Origin of the sequence: Klebsiella sp. X13, assembly GCF_003323835.1 — a bacterium.
GTDB lineage: Bacteria > Pseudomonadota > Gammaproteobacteria > Enterobacterales > Enterobacteriaceae > Klebsiella > Klebsiella ornithinolytica.
Map to the genome: position 1 here is coordinate 3,929,228 of NZ_CP030874.1, position 20,118 is coordinate 3,949,345.

At 61.0% G+C, this 20,118-nt stretch carries 18 protein-coding genes; 6 read left to right on the forward strand and 12 right to left on the reverse strand.

The annotated features are described in order from the left end of the window. The first annotated feature begins 42 nt into the window (after nt 1–42). Genes DSD31_RS18715 through DSD31_RS18730 form a run of 4 tightly spaced genes read left to right on the forward strand, consistent with a single transcriptional unit; the run spans nt 43 to nt 3,412 of the window. Nucleotides 43–1,056: an ABC transporter permease gene (locus DSD31_RS18715; RefSeq protein ID WP_004859271.1), complete on the forward strand. Its 1,014-nt coding sequence runs from the start codon at nt 43–45 to the stop codon at nt 1,054–1,056. Beyond that, complete coding sequence (locus tag DSD31_RS18720) at nt 1,056–1,889, forward strand: ABC transporter permease (RefSeq protein WP_004859268.1); 834 nt, start codon at nt 1,056–1,058, stop codon at nt 1,887–1,889. Before DSD31_RS18715 ends, DSD31_RS18720 begins: the two co-directional genes overlap by 1 nt. Then, entirely contained in the window at nt 1,882–2,718 is an 837-nt protein-coding gene (locus DSD31_RS18725; protein ID WP_113991244.1) for an ABC transporter ATP-binding protein, read from the forward strand. The genes DSD31_RS18720 and DSD31_RS18725 overlap by 8 nt, the downstream gene beginning before the upstream one ends. Next, a complete protein-coding gene (locus tag DSD31_RS18730) occupies nt 2,705–3,412 on the forward strand; it encodes an ABC transporter ATP-binding protein (protein WP_004859262.1) in 708 nt (235 codons plus the stop codon). The genes DSD31_RS18725 and DSD31_RS18730 overlap by 14 nt, the downstream gene beginning before the upstream one ends. A gap of 370 nt (nt 3,413–3,782) precedes the next feature. Here the strand turns inward: DSD31_RS18730 and DSD31_RS18735 are convergent, their stop codons facing one another. Next, a complete protein-coding gene (locus DSD31_RS18735; protein ID WP_113991245.1) occupies nt 3,783–5,120 on the reverse strand; it encodes an aspartate aminotransferase family protein in 1,338 nt (445 codons plus the stop codon). Between the two features lie 180 nt (nt 5,121–5,300). On the opposite strand from DSD31_RS18735, the gene DSD31_RS18740 reads away from it, so the two are divergent. Then, entirely contained in the window at nt 5,301–6,065 is a 765-nt protein-coding gene (locus tag DSD31_RS18740; RefSeq protein WP_004859254.1) for an SDR family NAD(P)-dependent oxidoreductase, read from the forward strand. 759 nt (nt 6,066–6,824) lie between these two features. On the opposite strand, the gene DSD31_RS18745 is transcribed toward DSD31_RS18740, so the two are convergent. Genes DSD31_RS18745 through DSD31_RS18760 form a run of 4 tightly spaced genes read right to left on the reverse strand, consistent with a single transcriptional unit; the run spans nt 6,825 to nt 9,800 of the window. Continuing rightward, a complete protein-coding gene (locus DSD31_RS18745; RefSeq protein ID WP_004859252.1) occupies nt 6,825–7,586 on the reverse strand; it encodes an amino acid ABC transporter ATP-binding protein in 762 nt (253 codons plus the stop codon). Next, entirely contained in the window at nt 7,579–8,244 is a 666-nt protein-coding gene (locus DSD31_RS18750; protein WP_113991246.1) for an amino acid ABC transporter permease, read from the reverse strand. Before DSD31_RS18750 ends, DSD31_RS18745 begins: the two co-directional genes overlap by 8 nt. Nucleotides 8,245–8,258: 14 nt before the next feature. After that, entirely contained in the window at nt 8,259–8,900 is a 642-nt protein-coding gene (locus DSD31_RS18755) for an amino acid ABC transporter permease (protein WP_015584941.1), read from the reverse strand. Nucleotides 8,901–8,948: 48 nt separating this feature from the next. Further along, a complete protein-coding gene (locus tag DSD31_RS18760) occupies nt 8,949–9,800 on the reverse strand; it encodes a transporter substrate-binding domain-containing protein (protein ID WP_004859243.1) in 852 nt (283 codons plus the stop codon). Between the two features lie 232 nt (nt 9,801–10,032). Between DSD31_RS18760 and pdxR the strand changes: the two genes are divergently transcribed. Then, nucleotides 10,033–11,499 (forward strand): MocR-like pyridoxine biosynthesis transcription factor PdxR, encoded by a 1,467-nt coding sequence (gene pdxR, locus DSD31_RS18765; RefSeq protein WP_015584943.1) that lies wholly within the window; start codon nt 10,033–10,035, stop codon nt 11,497–11,499. A gap of 498 nt (nt 11,500–11,997) precedes the next feature. Here the strand turns inward: pdxR and DSD31_RS18770 are convergent, their stop codons facing one another. Genes DSD31_RS18770 through DSD31_RS18800 form a run of 7 tightly spaced genes read right to left on the reverse strand, consistent with a single transcriptional unit; the run spans nt 11,998 to nt 20,048 of the window. Further along, nucleotides 11,998–13,266, reverse strand: coding sequence for a Zn-dependent hydrolase (locus DSD31_RS18770; RefSeq protein ID WP_004859237.1), 1,269 nt, complete (start codon nt 13,264–13,266; stop codon nt 11,998–12,000). Next, complete coding sequence (locus DSD31_RS18775) at nt 13,256–14,440, reverse strand: amidase (protein WP_015584944.1); 1,185 nt, start codon at nt 14,438–14,440, stop codon at nt 13,256–13,258. The genes DSD31_RS18770 and DSD31_RS18775 overlap by 11 nt, the downstream gene beginning before the upstream one ends. Before the next feature lie 30 nt (nt 14,441–14,470). Continuing rightward, nucleotides 14,471–15,481 carry an ABC transporter ATP-binding protein gene (locus DSD31_RS18780; protein WP_054829222.1) on the reverse strand — a complete coding sequence of 337 codons (1,011 nt, stop codon included), beginning with the start codon at nt 15,479–15,481 and terminating at the stop codon, nt 14,471–14,473. Then, nucleotides 15,471–16,514: an ABC transporter ATP-binding protein gene (locus DSD31_RS18785; RefSeq protein WP_004859228.1), complete on the reverse strand. Its 1,044-nt coding sequence runs from the start codon at nt 16,512–16,514 to the stop codon at nt 15,471–15,473. Before DSD31_RS18785 ends, DSD31_RS18780 begins: the two co-directional genes overlap by 11 nt. A gap of 2 nt (nt 16,515–16,516) precedes the next feature. Then, nucleotides 16,517–17,410 carry an ABC transporter permease gene (locus DSD31_RS18790; protein ID WP_004859224.1) on the reverse strand — a complete coding sequence of 298 codons (894 nt, stop codon included), beginning with the start codon at nt 17,408–17,410 and terminating at the stop codon, nt 16,517–16,519. 2 nt (nt 17,411–17,412) lie between these two features. Further along, the gene (locus DSD31_RS18795; protein ID WP_004859222.1) at nt 17,413–18,366 is read right to left on the reverse strand and encodes an ABC transporter permease; all 954 of its coding nucleotides are present in this window, start codon (nt 18,364–18,366) and stop codon (nt 17,413–17,415) included. Between the two features lie 17 nt (nt 18,367–18,383). Next, nucleotides 18,384–20,048 carry an ABC transporter substrate-binding protein gene (locus DSD31_RS18800; RefSeq protein ID WP_113991247.1) on the reverse strand — a complete coding sequence of 555 codons (1,665 nt, stop codon included), beginning with the start codon at nt 20,046–20,048 and terminating at the stop codon, nt 18,384–18,386. Nucleotides 20,049–20,118: the final 70 nt, after the last annotated feature.

Genomic DNA, 20,118 nt, shown 5'->3' on the forward strand with positions numbered 1-20,118 from the left:
CCGGGTAAGGCGAAGCCGCCTCCCGGTATGAAGAGACTTCCCATGCCACATCTTTCCACGCGCGTGCTTCAGGGGCTGCTTACCCTGCTACTCACGCTCTTTGGGCTGTTGCTCGTCACGTTCGCGCTTTCCGCGTTTTCACCTGTCGATCGGGTGCTGCAAATCGTCGGCGATCATGCCAGCCAGTCGACCTATGATCAGGTTCGCCACCAGCTCGGGCTCGATCGCCCGCTGCCGGTGCAGTTCTGGCACTATCTGGTTAACCTTGCCCACGGCGACCTCGGCACGGCCAGCTCCACCGGCCAGCCGGTGCTGCACGACCTGCTCGCCACCTTTCCCGCCACCCTCGAACTGGCCACCCTGGCGCTGATCGTCGGGGCGCTGTTCGGGGTGATTGCCGGCGTGCTGTGCGCCCGCTACGCCGGTTCGCCGTGGGATCTGGCGGTACGCACCTTGACCTTGATCGGCAACTCGGTTCCCATTTTCTGGCTCGGGCTGCTGATGCTGGCGTTGTTCTACGCCAAATTGCAGTGGACGCCGGGCCCCGGGCGACTGGACGATATCTATCAATATACCGTCGAACCGCGAACCGGCTTCGTGCTGATTGATACCTGGCTCTCTGGCGATAAAGAGGCCTTCAAAAACGCCATTGGCCATCTGCTGCTGCCGGTGCTGCTGCTGGGATACTATTCGCTGGCCAGCATCACCCGTCTGACGCGTTCCGCCTGCCTCAGCGAGATGAATAAAGAGTACATCCTGCTGGCGCGCGCCAAAGGGGCCAGCGAAATGACGATTCTGCTGCGGCACGTACTCCCCAACATTCGCGGCACTCTGCTGACGGTCATCGCCCTGGCCTGGACCTCGATGCTGGAAGGCGCGGTGCTGACGGAAACCGTCTTCTCATGGCCGGGAATTGGCCGCTACCTGACTACCGCGCTGTTCGCCGGGGATACCACGGCGATCATGGGCGGTACGCTGCTGATTGGCGCCAGCTTTGTGTTCATTAACAATCTCACCGACCTGCTGGTGCGGTTGACCGACCCGAGGGTACGCTGATGCCGGCTTATCTGTTTTTGCGTCGTCTGCGTCGCTCCCCCGCCGCCTTTTTCGGGCTGATCGTCATCGCGCTGCTCCTGCTGGTGGCGCTGTTCGCGCCGTGGCTGGCGCCGCTCGATCCCAACTGGCAGGATGCCGCGGCACGCCTGCAAAGCCCCGATGCCCGGCACTGGCTCGGCACCGACAGCTATGGCCGCGACCTGCTCTCTCGCCTGATTTACGGCGCGCGCCCGGCGCTGGGGCTGGTGGCGTTAGTCACGCTGATTACGCTCCCCGCCGGTCTGCTGGTGGGGATACTTTCCGGCTATTACGGCGGCTGGCTGGAGCGTATTCTGATGCGATTTACCGACGTGGTGATGTCAATGCCGCGGCTGATCCTCGCCTTTGCCTTTGTCGCCATGCTGGGGCCTGGGTTGGTTAACGGTGCGCTGGCACTGGCGCTCACCACCTGGCCCGCCTACGCTCGCCAGGCGCGGAGCGAAATTCAACGTCTGCGCCATAGCGATTATCTGGCCGCGGCGGAAATGATGGGCATTCGCGGCTGGCGGCTGCTGACTGGCCATATTTTACCGCTGTGCCTGCCTTCCGCCATCGTGCGCCTGGCGCTGGATCTCGCCGGCATTATTCTCGCCGCCGCCGGGCTCGGTTTCCTCGGTCTCGGCGCGCGTCCGCCGATGGCGGAATGGGGGGCGATGATCGCCGACGGAATGCAGGTCATTTTCGATCAGTGGTGGATTGCCGCCGCGCCCGGGGCGGTGATCCTGATAGCCAGCCTGGCCTTTAACCTGCTGGGCGACGGCCTGCGCGATGTTCTGGAGCCGCAACATGACTGATACCCGACTCACCGTTCAGGGGTTAAGCATCGACTACCCCTCTGCCCGGGTGGTGAATAACGTCAGCTTTACGCTCGGCAACGAGCGGCTGGCGCTGGTGGGCGAATCCGGTTCCGGCAAATCAATGACCGCCCGCGCGCTGATGGGACTGGTGCGTCGTCCGGGCGTGGTCAGCGCAGAAACGCTGAACGTGCTGGGACACGATCTTCTGACCCTCAACGATCGCCACTGGCGCGCGCTGCGCGGCAACGATATCGCCATGGTGCTGCAGGATCCGCGCTATGTGCTGAATCCGGTACAGACCATTCAGGCACAGCTGGAAGAGGCATTAACGCTGCATCAGCGCCTGAGCCGCCGCGCGCGGCAGGAGGCGGTGAAAGCCGCCGTTGCCGCCGTCGGCCTCGATTTACCCGTACTCAGCCGCTACCCCGGCGAACTCTCTGGCGGGATGGGGCAACGGGTGATGATCGCCATTGCGCTGTTGAACAACCCGAAGGTGCTGATTGCCGACGAGCCGACCTCGGCGCTCGATTCCCGCCTGCGCAATCAGATCCTCGAACTGCTGGTGGAACAGTGCGAGCAGCGGCAAATGGCGATGCTGCTGATCAGCCACGATCTGCCGCTGGTGGCGCAACATTGCCACCGGGTACTGGTGATGTACCAGGGGGCGCAGGTCGATGAGATGCCCGCCCGCGAGCTGCCTCAGGCCACGCATCCCTACACCCGTACGCTGTGGACCTGTCGTCCCGATGCGAGCACCTACGGCCAGATGCTGCCCACTCTCGACAGAACACTGGACTTTACGGAGGCGGCGCATGGCAGTCGTTAATCTCGATGCATTGCAGGTCATTTTTGCGGAAAAAACGGCGGTGTCCGCCGCCAGCTTCAGCGTTGAGGCCGGGGAAACTTTCAGCCTGATCGGCGCCTCCGGCTGCGGAAAATCGACGATTCTGCGGGTTCTCGCCGGGCTACAGCGCGAGTGGCGCGGCGGCGTTCAGCTGTTTGGCAAAGCGATAGCCCCCGGCGTTCGTTTTCAGGGCGAGCTGCGCCGCAACGTGCAGATGGTGTTTCAGGATCCCTATGCCTCTCTGCACCCCAACCATACGCTGTGGCGTACCCTGGCCGAACCGCTGAAAATCCACGGTCTCGACGCCATCCGGCAGCGGGTCGATACCGCGCTGGAACAGGTGGGGCTCCCCGCCGACGCCGCGCGTCGTTATCCGCATCAGCTTTCCGGCGGCCAGCGCCAGCGCGTGGCCATTGCGCGCGCGCTGCTGCTGCGCCCGCAGATCCTGCTGTTAGATGAGCCCACCTCGGCGCTGGATATGTCGGTACAGGCGGAAATTCTCAATCTGTTGAACCGATTGAAGCAGGAGCACGGCATGACCTATCTGCTGGTCAGTCATGATGCCGATGTGATTGCACATATGTCGGATCGGGCGGCATTTATGGCCGAGGGAGTCATTCAGCGCTTCTTCGATCGCGAGGCGCTGGTGAAAGGTGAACACCGGATGGCGGGATAGCCCGCCATCCGGGGAAACTCCCCGGTGGCGCTGCGCTTACCGGGGCTACGGGGTTGTGCGGTCGGGTAGCCCGGATAAGGCGCTGGCGCCGCTATCCGGGAAACTCTCAGGTGGCGCTGCGCTTACCGGGGCTACGGGGTCGTGCGGTCGGGTAACCCGGATAAGGCGCTGGCGCCGCTATCCGGGAAACTCCCCGGTGGCGCTGCGCTTACCGGGGCTACGGGGTCGTGCGGTCGGGTAGCCCGGATAAGGCGCTGGCGCCGCTCTCCGGGAAACTCTCGGGTGGCGCTGCGCTTACCGGGGCTACGGGGTCGTGCGGCCGGGTAGCCCGGATAAGGCGCTGGCGCCGCTATCCGGGAACAAGGTTGGCTTATTTCGCCAGCGTGGCGAAGCGGGCGAATACGCTGTCAAAAATCGCCAGCCCTTTCGCAATCTGCTCGGCGCTGATGGTACAGGGCGGCACCACGTGAATGCGGTTTTCCACCACAAAGGCCAGCAGACCGGCTTCGGTTAAGGCCCCTTTAATCGCCGCCATATCCGCCGCGGTTAGCGGTGTTTTAGCTTCGCGGTCGCTGACCAGCTCCAGCGCCTGGAACAGCCCGCGGCCGCGGACATGACCAATGATCGCATGTTTTTCCGCCAGTGCCTCCAGCCCCGGACGCAGGATGTGATTCCCCATCTGCGCCGCGTTTTCGACGATGTTTTCCTCTTTCATGGCATCGATCGTCGCCACAATCGCCGCCATCGCCAGCGGATGGCCGGAGTAGGTCAGGCCACCGGCAAAGAAATGGTCGTCAAAATAGCGGGCAATCGGGTCGCTAATCAGCACGCCGCCCGCAGGCACATACCCGGCGTTAACCCCTTTGGCAAAGGTCACCAGATCCGGCACCACGCCATCTTGCTCGAAGGCAAACCAGCTGCCGGTACGGCCAAACCCGGCCATCACCTCATCGAGGATCAGCACAATACCAAACTCGTCGGCCAGCGCCCGTACGCCCTGCATATAGCCATCAGGCGGCACTAGAATGCCAGCGGTTCCGGGAATTGACTCCAGCAAAATGGCGGCAATAGCGCCAGGGCCTTCGCACTCAATGATTCTGCGCAGATGCGCCAGCGCGCGCTGACACTCCTCCTCTTCCGTCACGGCATTAAATTCGCTGCGATAGAGGTAGGGGTTGAAAAAGTGAACGTGGCCGCGCGAGTACTCGTTCGGCACCCGGCGCCAGTCGCCGGTGGCGGCAATCGCGCTGCCGGTATTGCCGTGGTATGAACGATAGGCCGACAGTACTTTATCGCGTCCGGTATAGAGCCGCGCCATGCGGATAGCATTCTCGTTGGCGTCGGCTCCGGCATTGGTAAAGAACACTTTGCTGAAGCCTTCCGGCGCCAGCTCGACGATGCGTTTCGCCGCTTCGCCGCGGGCGAGGTTGGCGGTCGCCGGCGCAATTGTCACCAGCGCCTCCAGCTGCGCTTTCATCGCCGCCAGCACGCGTGGGTGCTGATAGCCGATATTGACGTTGACCAGCTGACTGCTGAAATCAAGGTAGGTTTTACCTTCATAATCCCACAGTTCACAGCCTTTGGCCCCGGCAATCACCAGCGGGTTGATGTTGCCCTGTACCGACCACGAATGGAAAACATAAGCGCGATCCAGTTGGCGAACGTCATCGTTGCTTACCGTTACATCGTTCTGTATTGCCAGCTTCATACCCTGCCCTCTGATGTCATTGTTGTTGGCTCCATCATTGGTCGCCCGACGGAAAAAGGGATAGAGCCAGTCGCTCGAAAAGGTTGTGACACCGTGTCACAACGCCACCTGACAACTGGCCCTGTGTCGCCGCCCGCGGCGTTTTTATAGTGAGGGCAACAATGCGCACAGGAGAGTGAAATGACCACCAACAACGTAGTGTTTATTACCGGGGCCACCTCCGGTTTTGGGGAGGCAGCGGCACAGGTGTTTGCCGAAGCGGGCTGGTCGCTGGTGCTGAGCGGCCGCCGCCTGGCGCGCCTGCAAAAACTGTATGACCGGCTGAGCCTGCTGGTGCCGGTACATATTATCGAGCTGGACGTGCGTGACAGCGAGGCCGTTGCCGCCGCGGTGGCAGAGCTGCCCGCCGCCTTTGCCGATATCAAAACGCTGATTAACAACGCCGGGCTGGCGCTGGCGCCGCAGCCGGCGCAGAAGGTCGACCTGCAGGACTGGAAAACGATGATCGATACCAACGTTACCGGCCTGGTTAACGTCACCCACGCGCTGCTGCCGACGCTCATTCAGCACGGCGCCGGCGCCAGTATCATCAATGTCGGCTCCATTGCCGGTCAGTGGCCCTATCCGGGCAGCCACGTCTATGGCGCCAGCAAAGCGTTTGTGAAGCAGTTCAGCTACAACCTGCGCTGCGATTTACTCGGTACCGGGGTGCGGGTGACCGATCTGGCGCCGGGCATTGCCGAGACCGAATTCACTCTCGTGCGCACTAAAGGTGACCAGGCGGCATCCGATAATCTGTATCGCGGCACCACCCCGCTGAGCGCGCAGGATATCGCCGGGCAGATGTTCTACATCGCCACCTTACCGGATCATATGAATATCAACCGCGTAGAAGTGATGCCGGTGCGCCAGGCCTGGCAGCCATTCGCCATTGACCGGGATTGATTGTAGACCCGCCCGATTGATCTCCCCCCTCCCCGGTGGCGCTGCGCTTACCGGGGCTACCTGTTTCCGGCCGCCTGCGGCCAGAGAAAAGCGCTGACAGCAACTTAAGTCATTCTGCAACAACAAGACTTCCCGCGATGCTCCGGTATCCGCTGAAATCAGCGAACCGGAGCTCGGCAGGCAGGGGCTGGACGCCAGGGATGGGACGAGTAGCATCGCGTTGAGCGTCGGGAGGCGAGCGCAGCGCCGATTTCTTTGCCGTACCGTGGGGATGGTGAAGCGGGAGAGGGTTTCTCCCCCTTTATCCGTTAACGTGCCACGATGAAACAGTTCTGTGAATGGATGGTGAACGGAACCAAATACCTTGCTACCGGAACACCTCCCCGGATAGCGGCGCGATGCGCCTTATCCAGACTTCCCGACCGCACGACCCCGTAGCCCCGGTAAGCGCAGCGCCACCGGGGGAGTTTCCCGGATGGCGGCGCGATGCGCCTTATCCAGACTTCCCGACCGCACGACCCCGTAGCCCCGGTAAGCGCAGCGCCACCGGGAGATTTTCCCGGATGGCGGCGCGATGCGCCTTATCCAGACTTCCCGACCGCACAACCCCGTAGCCCCGGTAAGCGCAGCGCCACCGGGAGAGTTTCCCGGATAGCGGCACTATGCGCCTTATCCAGACTCCCCGACCGCACAACCCCGTAGCCCCGGTAAGCGCAGCGCCACCGGGGAGAGCGGCCGCAGGCGATCGGGCCCCTCGTATTAGCGGCGGCTCTGCAAAAACTGGCGTACGCGTTCAGAATCCGGGTTGGTGAAAAATTTCTCCGGCGGCGCTTTCTCAATCAACAGCCCTTTTTCGAGAAACACCACTTCATCCGATACCTGGCGGGCAAAATCCATCTCATGAGTCACCACCACCATGGTGTAGCCCTCCGCCGCCAGCGCCTTCATCACTCCCAACACTTCGTTGACCAGTTCGGGATCCAGCGCCGATGTCGGCTCGTCAAACAGAATCACTTCCGGCGACATCGCCAGCGAACGGGCAATGGCCACCCGCTGCTTCTGCCCGCCGGAGAGGGTAATCGGCCAGGCGTCGGCCTTGTGCGCCATCCCGACCTTTTCCAGCTGCTGTATGGCGATTGCAGACGCTTCATCGCGCTTCATTCCTTTGACGTGGAGCAGCGCTTCGCTGACGTTCTGCTGCACGGTCAGGTGCGGCCACAGGTTAAAGCTCTGGAACACCATCCCCACCCGCTCACGAATCTTCGACAGCTGGCGATGGGACATGGCTTTGCCATTCTGTTCATCGATCCCCAGCCGCTGGCCGCCGATATGAATCTCCCCGCGGTCCGGCTGTTCCAGCCAGTTCATGCAGCGCAGCAGCGTCGATTTACCGGAACCTGACGACCCCAGAATACTGACCACCGATCCCTTTTCGACGGTCAGGTTGATATCGCGTAGCACTTCAATATTATCAAACTGCTTAGAGACGTTTTTAATGCTTACTGCAGTGGTATCAGGCATGACTCATTCCTCTTCTGGCTCCGAGGGCGCTCAGTCGCTTAATCAGCAACTCCAGCAAAATGCTGATCGCCCAGTAGAGTGCAATCGCGACGATAAAAGAGTTAAACGGGATGAACCAGGTCGCCTGCACGCTGTTGGCCGCGGCGGTAATTTCCTGAACGGTGATAATGCTGAGAAAAGCGGTATCCTTCAGGCAAATAATCAGCTGGTTGCCGAGCAGCGGCAGCGCCGATGAGACGATATTCGGCAAAATAATCCGCCGGTATATCTGGTAACGTGAAAAGCCCTGCGCCACCGCGGCCTCAATATATCCGGCGGAGAAGACCCGACGCTGGCTGCGCAGGATTTCAAAGAAATAGGCGCCGTGGTAGATCATCAGCGCCACCAGGCCGGCACTCCAGGCGTCCATACTGATCCCCACTTCCGGCAGGCCGTAATAGAGCAGATAGGCGAGGATTAAGAACGGAATCGCGCGCATCAGGCTGACAAAACCGATAATCACCCGGTTAAGCCAGCGCTTTTGATATTCGGTCAAATAGCACAGCACAATGCCAATGGCTAACCCCACAACGGCGGCCAGAATGAATAGCTCAAGAGTGGCGATCAGGCCGGCAATAAAGCTGTCGCGCGCTGACCAGATAATGGCCCACTGATTCATAGATCCTCCGGTTGTTATCGTGCCAGGCGTTTCGCTTTACGTTCCGCCAGTCCCTGCAGCTTCAGCAGCATGCCGATTATCACGACATAAAGCAGACCCGCCGCAAGAATCGGCGACAGGGGCTCATAGGTGACGGATGAGATGCGGTTGGTCACGCGGGTCAAATCGACCACGCCGATCACCGCAATCGCCGGGCTGCCTTTAATCAGGAAAGACATTTCGTTCACCAGCGCCGGCAGGCTTTCGATCCACATTTGCGGCAGCATGATGTAGCGAAAATAGGTCCAGCGGCGCATCCCCACGGATTCTGCCGCCTCACGCTGTTCACGCGGGAAGGTACGGAACGCATTGCGCCAGATTTCGGCGTTAAAAGCCGAGGTATTGAGGGTCAGCGCCACGATTGCCGCCACGTTTTTATCCAGATTAATCCCCACCGTCGGCAGCGAGAGAAACAGAAACAGCACCAGCGTCACCAGCGGCGTGGCGCGCGCCAGGCTGATATAGACCACCAGCAGCTGGTCAATAATCGGCAGACGCAGCATCCGCACCAGCGCGATCAGCAGACCAATCACCACCCCAAAGGCGATAGCGATGGCCGAAATCCAGAGGGTCGTCCATGCGCCTTCAATCAATAACTGCCAGGAAATTACATCCATATGGCCCTCCTGTGGATTAAAAACGCGGCGGTGACCCGCCGCAAAATGTTACAAACCAGCCAGTTTATGGAACTGTTCCGGGCTGGTAATCGCTTCCGTCGGGAGGTTATCGTAGGTTTCGCCAAACCATTTTTTCTGCAGCTCTGCAAGCTTGCCGGTTTCGCGCATATGGTTGATAAATTTGGTCATGTAGGCCAAAAGCTGCGGTGAGTTTTTCGGAATCGGCCAGGCCATATAGCCCGGGCCGGACACCGCCAGTCCTTTGGCGAAGACCTTCGGTTTGGCTTTCGCCAGGTCGTTGACGGAAATCACCACGTTAATCACGTAATCGAGGCGCTTATTGGCAAGGTCGGCGTAGGCTTCCGGATAGGAGGGATACTCCACCACCGGCCCGAGCTTGCCGCCGGTTTTTTCCAGCATCGCTTTCAGTTCAGGCAGTCGCGCCAGCAGCGCGCTGCCCGCCTGCAGCCCCACTTTTTTGCCGCTCAAATCGGCGATGGTGTTGAGAGAGTTATCGCCAGCGCGCTTGACAAAATAGTGCTGCGCCGAGGCCCACGGCGGCGTGAAGTCAAAGACCTTAAGTCGATCGTCGGTAATCACCGCGCCGGTTAACGCCATATCGTACTGACCGGTGGAGACCGCCGCTAACAGGCCGGTCCACGGCAGGATGCTCTGGTCGACGTGGAATTTCGCATACTTGCGTAGCTCCTCCAGCATATCTTTGTTAAAGCCATCGGCCTGGCCGTTGCTCATAAAGTTAAACGGCGCGTAATCATCTTCGGTCGCGACTTTCAGGGTGCCGGATTTTTCAATTTCCGGGAGATCTGCTGCCGCTGCGTGATAAGAGAAAGCCAGTGCCATAACGGCGCCCAGACACATTGAACCCAACGATTTGTTCATCAATCCACCCCTAATTAATTCGCCAGACGTGTTCATTCCCGAACATGAAAAGGTTTTGCAAAACTTGTGCCGACGGAAGTTCCGTTCCGCGACTGATGAATGCGTTTTTACTGTAGGGAGCGTTTTTGTTTTCCGGATAGAGCCAGTTTCGTTGCGTCCGTGTGTCAGACTTTTTCAGGGTGGTATGGAATTTGCTGCAGGGTAGACAGAGTATTCACGTAAGGAGCCCCGCATGATCCGTCACCTTTTGCACGTCGAGTTCGACCAACGTCGCGGTTTACAGGAGCAGGTGCGGGAGACGTTGGTTAACGCCATTCTGAGCGGTATTTTTTCCGCCGACACGCCGCTGCCCTCCTGCCGTCAGCTGGCCAGCCAGCTGCGGGTATCGCGCAATACTACGGCGCTGGTTTTTGAGAGTCTGGTCAGCGAAGGGTATCTCATCAGCCGCCCGCGCAGCGGATACTATCTGCATCCCGACTATCAGCATTCCGCCGCGACGGTTGCCGTGCAGGATGCACCGGATGACGAGCGCGCTGCACCACGCTGGGGCGCGCGACTGCAAATCACTCCCAGCCAGCAGGAGTCGATTCTTAAACCCGCCGGCTGGATGAATTATCGCTATCCGTTTATCTATGGCCAGCCGGATACCCGCCAGTTTCCGCTGACCACCTGGCGTTCGGCGGCCAACTGGCTGCACGGCGGCGTGCGCGATCCGGCCTGGGTCGTCGATCACATCGACCAGGACGTCCCGATGCTGATTGAGCAGATCCGCACCCGGGTGCTGCCCAAGCGCGGCATCGTCGCCGCAGCGGATGAGATCCTGATTACGCTCGGCTCGCAGAACGCGCTCTACCTGCTCACCCGCCTGCTGATGTCGTCCACAACCCGGGTCGGCGTCGAGAATCCCTGCTTCCGCGAGGCGATTAATACCTTCCTGCTGGCGGACGCCGACATCGTGCCGCACCCGGTGGACGAAGAAGGGATCGTGCTCGACGATGCTCCCTGCGATTACTACTACGTCACCCCCGGCCACCAGGTGCCGACGGGGGTGGCGATGAGCCAGGCGCGGCGCGGCCAGCTGCTGGAACATGCGGCCCGCCACGATGCGGTGATCGTTGAAGATGATTACGACTCGGAAAGTAATTTTATGCTGAACCCGCTACCGGCACTGAAAGCCAGCGACCGTAGCGGGCGGGTGATTTACGTCAGCAGCCTGTCGAAGGCGCTGTCTCCCGGCCTGCGGCTGGGATTTATGGTGGCCGACCCGGACCTGATTGATGAAGCCCGCGCGCTGCGGCGGCTGATTTACCGCCACCCGCCCACCAATATTCAGTATCAGATGGCCCATTTTCTCGCCCAGGGGCACTATGAAACCCACCTGCGCCGCTACCACTTTGACTCCGCCCAGCGCTGGGAGCGGCTGAATAATGCGCTGCACCGCTACCTGCCGGAGTGCCGGATTATTCCCGGGAGCGAACATGCCAATGCCTTCTGGCTGGCGACACCGAAACAGATCAATACCCAGCAGCTGACCTGGCGAGCCGCCCATGCCGGGGTGCTGATTGAACCCGGCGCGCGCCATTTTCTCAACGCCAACCCGCCGGAAAATTTTTTCCGCATGGGCTTTCACGCTATCAATCCCGATGCGATTGCGCCCGGCGTCGAGGTACTGTGCCACCAGCTGGCGCAGCTGGGGTAAACGAAGTCTGTCGTCGCCCCCCGCGCATCCAGCATCCCGTAGCCCGAATAAGGTGCGCGCGCCGCCATCCGGAGCAATCCCCCGGTGGCGCTGCGCTTACCGGGGCTACAGGGACGTGCGGTCGGATTGCCCGGCTAAGCGTCGCGCCAGCCGGAGCAATCCCCCGGTGGCGCTGCGCTTACCGGGGCTACAGGGGCTATGCGGTCGGATTGCCCGGCTAAGCGTCGCGCCAGCCGGAGCAATCCCCCGGTGGCGCTGCGCTTACCGGGGCTACAGGGGCGTGCGGTCGGATTGCCCGGCTAAGCGTCGCGCCATCCGGAGAAATCCCCGGTGGCGCTGCGCTTACCGGGGCTACAGGGCGTCGGTCGGGTTGCCCGGCTAAGCGTCGCGCCAGCCGGAGCAATCCCCCGGTGGCGCTGCGCTTACCGGGGCTACAGGGCGTGCGGTCGGATTGCCCGGCTAAGCGTCGCGCCAGCTGGGAAGATCCCGGGCGGCGGGTTACGCCACCTGCGCGTACTGCAGCATGACCTGCAGCAGCACGTTTGCGCCGGCGGTAACGTGCCCGGGAGAGGCGTACTCGATTTCGTTATGGCTAATCCCGTCTTTGCAGGGAATAAAGATCATCCCCGTCGGCGCCAGATAGCTCATATATACCGCATCATGCCCGGCACCGGAGACGATCTCCCGCGCCGGATAGCCAAGTCGCGCCGCCGCATCGGCAATGGCCTGCTGGCAATCCGGATGGAACGGCGCCGCCGGGTAATGGCTGACTTCCTGTAACGTCACCGCCAGGCCGCTCTCCTGCTGCACGCGGGTGATAAAAGCCCGCAGCTGGCGGTCCATCTCATCGACCGCCGCGTCGCTGATATTGCGCATATCGATGGAAAAGGTGACCTCGCCCGGCACCACGTTGCGGCTGTTGGGATAGACCTGCACCATCCCGACGGTACCGCGCCCCTCTTCGCTGCGCCCGGCAATCGCCACCACCTCCTGCATAATCCGGGTCGCTACCTGCAAGGCATCCTGACGTAGGCGCATCGGCGTTGGCCCGGCATGAGATGCCTGCCCCGTCACCACGCAATCGTACCAGCGGATCCCCAGCACCCCCTGCACCACGCCGATGATTTTCTCTTCATCTTCCAGGATCGGTCCCTGCTCGATATGGGCTTCAAAGTAGGCGCCGATCGGATGATCGCCGGGAGTCTGGCTGCCGACATAGCCGATACGCGCCAGCTCCTCGCCCACCGTTTTTCCCTGCGCATCCTGCGCGGCATAGATTGTTTCCAGCGGGAATACTCCGGCAAAGACCCCAGACCCCATCATGACCGGCACAAAACGCGAGCCTTCTTCATTGGTCCAGAACACCACTTCAATCGGCGCTTCGGTTTCAATATCGAGGTCATTCAGCGTACGCACCACCTCCAGCGCCGCCAGCACCCCGTAGTTACCGTCAAATTTCCCGCCGGTAGGCTGAGTATCAATATGGCTTCCGGAGACAATCGGCGGCAGCAGCGGGTTGCGCCCTTCCCGGCGCATAAACACGTTACCGATTTTATCAACCGTGACGCTCATCCCCGCTTCTTGCGCCCAGCCGATGACTACATCCCGTCCCTGTCGGTCGAGATCGGTGAGCGTCAGGCGACAGCAGCCGCCCTTCGGCGTCGCGCCGATTTCCGCCAGCGCCATCAATGAATCCCATAACCGCTCCCCGTTAATACGCCAACCCGTCGCCCCGGCAACCGGGGTAAAAAGAACCTCACTGCTCATCTTTGTCTCCTTGCGCAAATGCAACGGCCAGCTCCACCAGCAGACGATCGCTGCCGCGCGGCCCTAAAAAAGAGATGCCCAGCGGCAGACCGCCGGCCTGAGCCACCGGCAGCGTCACCTGCGGACGCCGGGTCATCACCGAAATCAACAATAAATCGTGGGAAAGACGCCGGGTGGTCTCAATCTCCTCAGCCTGCGCCGTCAGCAGCGGCGCACCGTCGGGCACAGTGGGCAGAACCAGTATCGCGTCGCCCAACAGCGCATCCCACCAACGGGTAAAGTGCTCCCGCCGCTGGCAGGCGGCCTCATACTGCGCCGGGGTCACCGCTTTTCCCCATAAGAAGCGTTCGCGTACATCCGGCCCCAGCTGCAGGCCATAGCGTTCTATCGTCTCCCCCTGCGCCTGCCAGGCCTCGAATCCCTGAATCTGCCGAAAGGCGAGGTAGATCTCATCGATGTCCGGCAGCGACGCATTCAGCGGCGTGAAGGTGCCAAAAACGCGCTCAAGCCGCTGCCGGACGGGCAACAATGCCTGCTGGCTACGCAGCGGCAGGCGGGAAAAAAGAGCGTCATGGCACGCCAGCGCCACGCCGGCAATCGCCGGAGGCTTCGCGTCCAGCAGGCAGTCAGCGACCGCCCGAAAGACCTCCGGCGTTTGGGCGAAGAAACCGCAGGTGTCCATCGTGGCGCACAGCGGCTGGCAGCCGTCGAGCGAAATGCGCCCGTGCGTGGGGCGCAGGCCAAACAAGCCGCAGTAGCTTGCCGGGGTACGCACCGACCCGCCGGTATCGGTGCCCAGCGCAAAATCGCACACGCCGTTCGACACCGCCGACGCCGACCCGGATGACGAACCGCCGGGTATATGGTTCGGCGCAGCGCCGTTGCGCGGCGTCCCGTAATGCACATTGTGGCCGCTCATCGAGTAGGCCAGCTCGCTGGTGTGGGTTTTACCGATAAAACGTGCGCCGTTATCCAGCAGGCGCTGCACCACCGGCGCCGTGCGGCGTTTAATGCCGGAGAGCGCCAGTAAATGTGGGTTACCGCCGCCGGTGGGATAGCCCGCAACATCAAACAGATCTTTGACGGCAAAGGTCATCCCGCTGAGCGGCCCGCTCAGCGCGTGGGGTACCGGCTGCGGCGGGTAAGGCATAAATGCGTGATTATCATCCTGCATGCGTATCACCTCTTTTACTCGGTCGACCGTTCAGGCATACAGCGCCGGTTTTTCGACGCCCGACGTCAGTTCTCGCCAGCGATGGCAACTCACCACATGACGCTGTCCCGCCTGTTCGGTCACGGGTTGAGTTTGCCTACAAACGGGTCTCGCATGCGGGCAACGGTCGGCGAACGCGCAGCCCGGCGGCAGGCGGGAAAGATCCGGCGGCGAACCGGGAATGCAATGCAGCGCGTCGCCTTTTTTCAACCCGTCTTTGGGACGGCTACCCAGCAGCACCTGGGTATAGGGATGGCGAGGACGGGACAAAATATCCGTCATCGACGCCTCTTCAACGATCCGTCCGGCGTACATCACCGCCACCCGGTCGGCTATCTCCACCGCGGCGCCAATATCATGAGTCACAAAGATAATCGCCAGCTCGCGCTGCTTTTGCTGCTCGCGCAACAGGATCAGAATCTGGATCTGCACCGTGGCGTCCAGCGCGGTGGTCGGCTCATCCGCCAGCAGCAGCTGCGGATTGCACGACAGCGCCAGAGCAATCATCGCCCGCTGGCGCATACCGCCGGACATTTCGTGCGGGTAGGCATCCAGCCGTCGTTCCGGACTGGGGATCCGCACCTGACGCAGCGCCTCCAGAGCCCGCTCCCTCGCCGCCTGACGCGACAGCCCTTCATGGCGACGCAGCCCTTCAACGATCTGCTGACCGACGGTATACACCGGATCAAACGCCAGCAGCGGCTCCTGAAAAATCATCGCGCAGCGGGCGCCGCGATAGGCCCGCAGCCGGGAAGCGCTCATCTTCAGCACCTCCTCATCGCCGACGCGCAGCGTCCCCGAGAGCACGCTGCTTGTAGGCGGATGCAGGCGCATCAGCGCCCTCAACGTGACGCTTTTACCGGACCCCGACTCACCGATCAACGCCATCACTTCGCCTTTATGGACATCAAAAGAGACACCGTTAACCGCATTCACCGTCTGGCCATCGCGGCGAAATTCCACCCGCAGATCGCGAATATGGACAAAAGCCTCATGCGACATGACTCACCTCCTGAATGGCGATGTTCTGATGCCAGGGCGACGACGGCTGGGCCATCAGGCAGGCACTTTGATGCCCCTCGCCGACGCTTTCGAGCTTCGGTTTCACCTCGGCGCACACCGCTCTGGCGTGCGGGCAGCGGGTATGAAACCGACAGCCCGAAGGCGGTGATATCGGGCTCGGCGGATCGCCGTTCAGCGGCGAGGTCAGGGTGCGGTTTTGCGGGTCCATCGACGGCATCGAGCTGAGCAATGCGCGGGTATAAGGATGAGCGGAGCGGGTAAACAGCTGTTCCGCCGGCCCAATTTCCACTACCTCGCCGAGATACATCACCAGAATGCGATCCGATAGCCAGCGCACCACGTGCAGATCGTGGCTGATAAACACATAGGTCAGCTCAAGGGTACGTTTTAGCTCCTGCAACAGCTGCAGAACCTGCGCCTCTACCGATTTATCCAGCGCCGACACCGCCTCATCGAGGATAACCAGCCGCGGCTTCATTGCCAGGGCGCGAGCGATGTTGACACGCTGACGCTGGCCGCCGGAGAGCGCATGCGGATAGCGGTGGGCAAAACGTTCGGGTTCGAGGCCTACGTGGGCCAGCAGATAGCGGGCATATTCGCTGGCTTCTTTGGCGCTCACACCGTGTACGCGCTGGCCGAAGGCGATACTCTCCTCCATCGTCATACGCGGATTGAGCGAAGCATAGCTATCCTGAAACACCATCTGTACCTGACGACGATACTCTTTCATCGGCAGGCGCGAGGACCCCACCGTCAGGCCATCAAAGATCAGCTCGCCGCTGTCCTGATTAAGCAGCTGCATCAGCAGGCGTGCCGTCGTCGATTTGCCGCAGCCGGACTCCCCTACCACGCCCAGCGTTTCACCTTTCATCACCGTAAAGCTGACGTTATCCACCGCCTGCACCACTTCACGGCTTTTTGCGCCACCGGCACGAAAATACTTCAACAGCTGATTGACCTTCAGCAGCGGCTGAGCCGGGCCGCCAAGGTCGATATTGATAAAAGGTTGCATCGTTACTCCTTAATCGCCATCGCCGTGCGCAGGCGGTCGGCGAGGATGTTGAACGAAATGGAGGTGATAAAAATCATCAGTCCCGGCAGGGCCGCCACCCACGGCTGGGTGTAGATGGCCGTGCGCAGGGTATTGAGCATCAATCCCCATTCCGGCTCCGGCGGCCGCACGCCCAGGCCAAGAAAAGAGAGGCCGGAGGCGAGGATCATGCACACCGAAATCAGGCCGGTGGAGAAGACAAAAATCGGGCCCAGCACGTTGCCGAGGACCTGGACGCGAATAATGGTAAAGGCGCTGGCCCCGGTAGCGCGGGCGGCCTCGATATAGTCCATATGGCGGACCTGGGCGGTAACGCTTTCCGCAATCCGCGCCACCTGCGGCACGAACACCAGCGTCAACGACAGCAGCGCATTGCCAATGCCCGCCCCCAGCGCGCCGGAGAGCGCAATCGCCAGCAGCACCGAAGGGAAAGCGTAAAACACGTCGACGGTACGCATAATCAGGGTATTGGTTTTACCGCCCGCATAGCCGGCGATAATGCCGATGGCGCCGCCGATGAAAAAGGCGAACACCACCGGAACAATGCCCATAAACAGCGACAGCCGGGCGCCGAGAATCAGGCGCGACAGCATATCGCGGCCCAGTTCATCAGAACCCAGAACAAAACCGTCGCTGCCGATAGGTTTAAGGCGTAAAAACATCGAAGTCTGATAAGGGTCTTTCACTATCAGCCACGGGCCAAACAGCGCCAGCGCCAGCAGCAGCAAAATGAGGGTGCCGACGATCAGGCCGCCGGGATCGCGCAGCAGGCGGCGAAACACGCCGCGCCAGTAGCCCTGCCGGACAGCCACAACCGGAGAAGCCGGCGCCATTTTTGTCGTCGCGGTATCCACCATAGTCAGCTCCTCTTAATTCGCGGATCGAGGGTGGTTTGCAGGATATCCACCAGCAGATTGAGCAGCACAAAGAACAGCGCCAGCACCCAGATAGTTCCCTGCAGCAACGGCAGATCGCGCTGGAAAATCGCCGTATTCAGCAGCAGGCCGGTCCCCGGCCAGGAGAAGACCGTTTCAACGAGAATCGAACCGCCCATCAAATACCCCACCTGCAGCCCCATCACCGCCAGCGCGGTCGGCGCGGCGTTTTTCACTACGTGGAGGAAGATGCGCGATTCGTTCAGCCCGCGGGCGCGCAGGCCGACGATAAACTCCTGGCTAAGAATATCCGCCACCTGCGAACGCACGGTGCGGGCGATAATCCCGGTCGGGATCACCGACAGCGTAATCGCCGGCAGCAGCATGAACTGCAGATGCTCCCGGTCCCACTGCCAGCCAATCTCGCCAATCGGTCCGCCGCCGGTGGCCGGCAGCAGGGAAAATTTGACGCTAAAGACGATGACCAGCAGCATTCCCAGCCAGTAATGCGGCACGCTGACGCCGAAAACCGACAGCAGTGACGCCAGGCGGTCAACGATGCTGTTACGAAAGTAGCCGGCGACAAAACCAAACAGACTACCCAGCACAAAGCCGATAATGGTTGCCAGCAGCGCCAGACGCAGCGAATAGCTGACCGCCGTCAGCACTTCGCCAAGTACCGGTCGGCCCGTCGCCACCGACATGCCTAAGTCGCCATGCAGCGCCCGCCATAGCCAGTGCACGAACTGCAGCGGCAGCGGTTTATCAAAGCCATAGGCCTGCATTAATGTCTGGCGCAGCGCCTCGGAGGCATCCGGCGGCATCACCGAAACCAGCGGGTCACCCGGGGCAATCTGCACCAGCATAAAACAGATCAGCGCCACGCCGAGCATCGTCGGGATGGCCAGCAGAATGCGGTATAGCAGCGTATTGATCATCTGTTCCCCCTGTGCGGTTACTCTTTCTTACTCATCAGGCTGAGATCGATAAACCAGCTTTGTGGCTGGACCACCCCGGTCACCGCAGGTGAAATCGCGCGCGGCCCAACGTCATGGGCGACAAACAGGAACGGCACCTGGTCGACCAGCGCCGCATGCAGTTCACCGGCCGCTTTGTCCATCTCCGCCGGGGTAAAGGCGTGTTTTACCGCCGTCGCCAGTCTTTCCGTCTCCGGCGTTGCGAAATAGCCCCAGTTGGTGGCGACCGGTGGGAAGGCTTTGGCGGTCGAGAAACGGATCAGGCCGAAGTAGGGATCGTTCACCGCCGCGCTGACATTGATCGCATCGATCCCCTTCGCCGACGGATCTTTCGCCCCCAGCCGCCAGTTGGTAAACAGGGTGTTCCATTCCGTCACTTTGATATCGACATTGAAGAAGCAGCTTTTCAGGCTCTGCTGGATGTATTCATTCATCGGCAGCGGCTGCATCTGCCCGGAGCCGGAAGCGGAAGTCGCCACCGTGACGTGCAGCGGTTTCGCGGCGCTAAATCCGGCCTCGGTCATCAGCTTGCGGGCGCTGTCCGGGTCGTATTTGATCTGGAAAGTGGGTTGGCCGTGCCACGGACTGTCGGCTTCATAGACGCCGGTCGCTTCGGTCATGTAGCCGCCGAGATAGCTTTTGAGTTCGGCGCGGTTAAGGCACAGGTTGGCGGCTTTGCGCACGCGAATATCTTTCCACGGCGAGCCTTCTGCAAAGGAGAACTGCCACGGCCACAGGTGCGGCTGAGTGTTGGCGTAGATTTTAAAACCCTGAGCTTTAATCTGATCGACCGAATCCGGCGCCGGGGCTTCAATCCAGTCCACCTGTTTTGACAGCAGCGCGGCGGTACGGGCATTGGCCTCCGGCAGCGGGATCAGCACCACTTTATCGACCCGTGGAATACGCTCTTTATTCCAGTAATCCGGGTTTTTATCGAGAATCAGCTGCTGGCGCGGAACCAGTTTTTCCATTTTAAAGGGGCCGCTGCCCACCGCCTGAGCGGCAAACGCCGTCCACGCCTGCTTGCTGCGGGCCGCCGCATCGCCGATGCTGGCCGCTACCGCGTCATACTGCTTTTGCCAGGCCGTCGGCGAGACAATAAACAGGTTGGTGATGTTGTACGGCAGCAGCGCATCCGGCTCGGAGGTGGTCAGCGCAACCGTATATCGATCGATTTTTTCCGCCCCGCTGAGCGTCGGCATACGGGACAGCGTATTGCCAATCTGCCCCGGCGCATATTGCGGCGCGGTTTTGTTCAACACCTTATCGACGTTCCAGACGATGGCGTCGGCGTTCACCTCGCTGCCATCATGAAACTTCACCCCGGGACGCAGGGTAAAAATCCAGCGACGTTGATTCTGCGGGTCAACGTGCCACTCCGTCGCCAGGCCCGGAACCAGGCCGCTGGGCTTTTCGCCCTGTGAAAGATCCCACTCGACCAGCGCATCGTATAGCGGGATACCGGTGAAGCGGTTGCCTTCATATCCTTGATCGGGCTGCCCAAGCGTCAGGGGGATATCGGCGGCGGTCATGGCGATCCGCAGCGTGGAGGCACTGGACGGCAGGGAGGCAAAGAGCGCCAGCGCGCCGCTCACAGCAACGGCGAGATGACGTTTGCGCAAAAGTACGGTGTTATTTAGCATCACATTGTCCCTGTTAAATAAAAGTCGTTATTTAACAGGCAAGATGCATACCAGTTTATCAGGGCGAAAA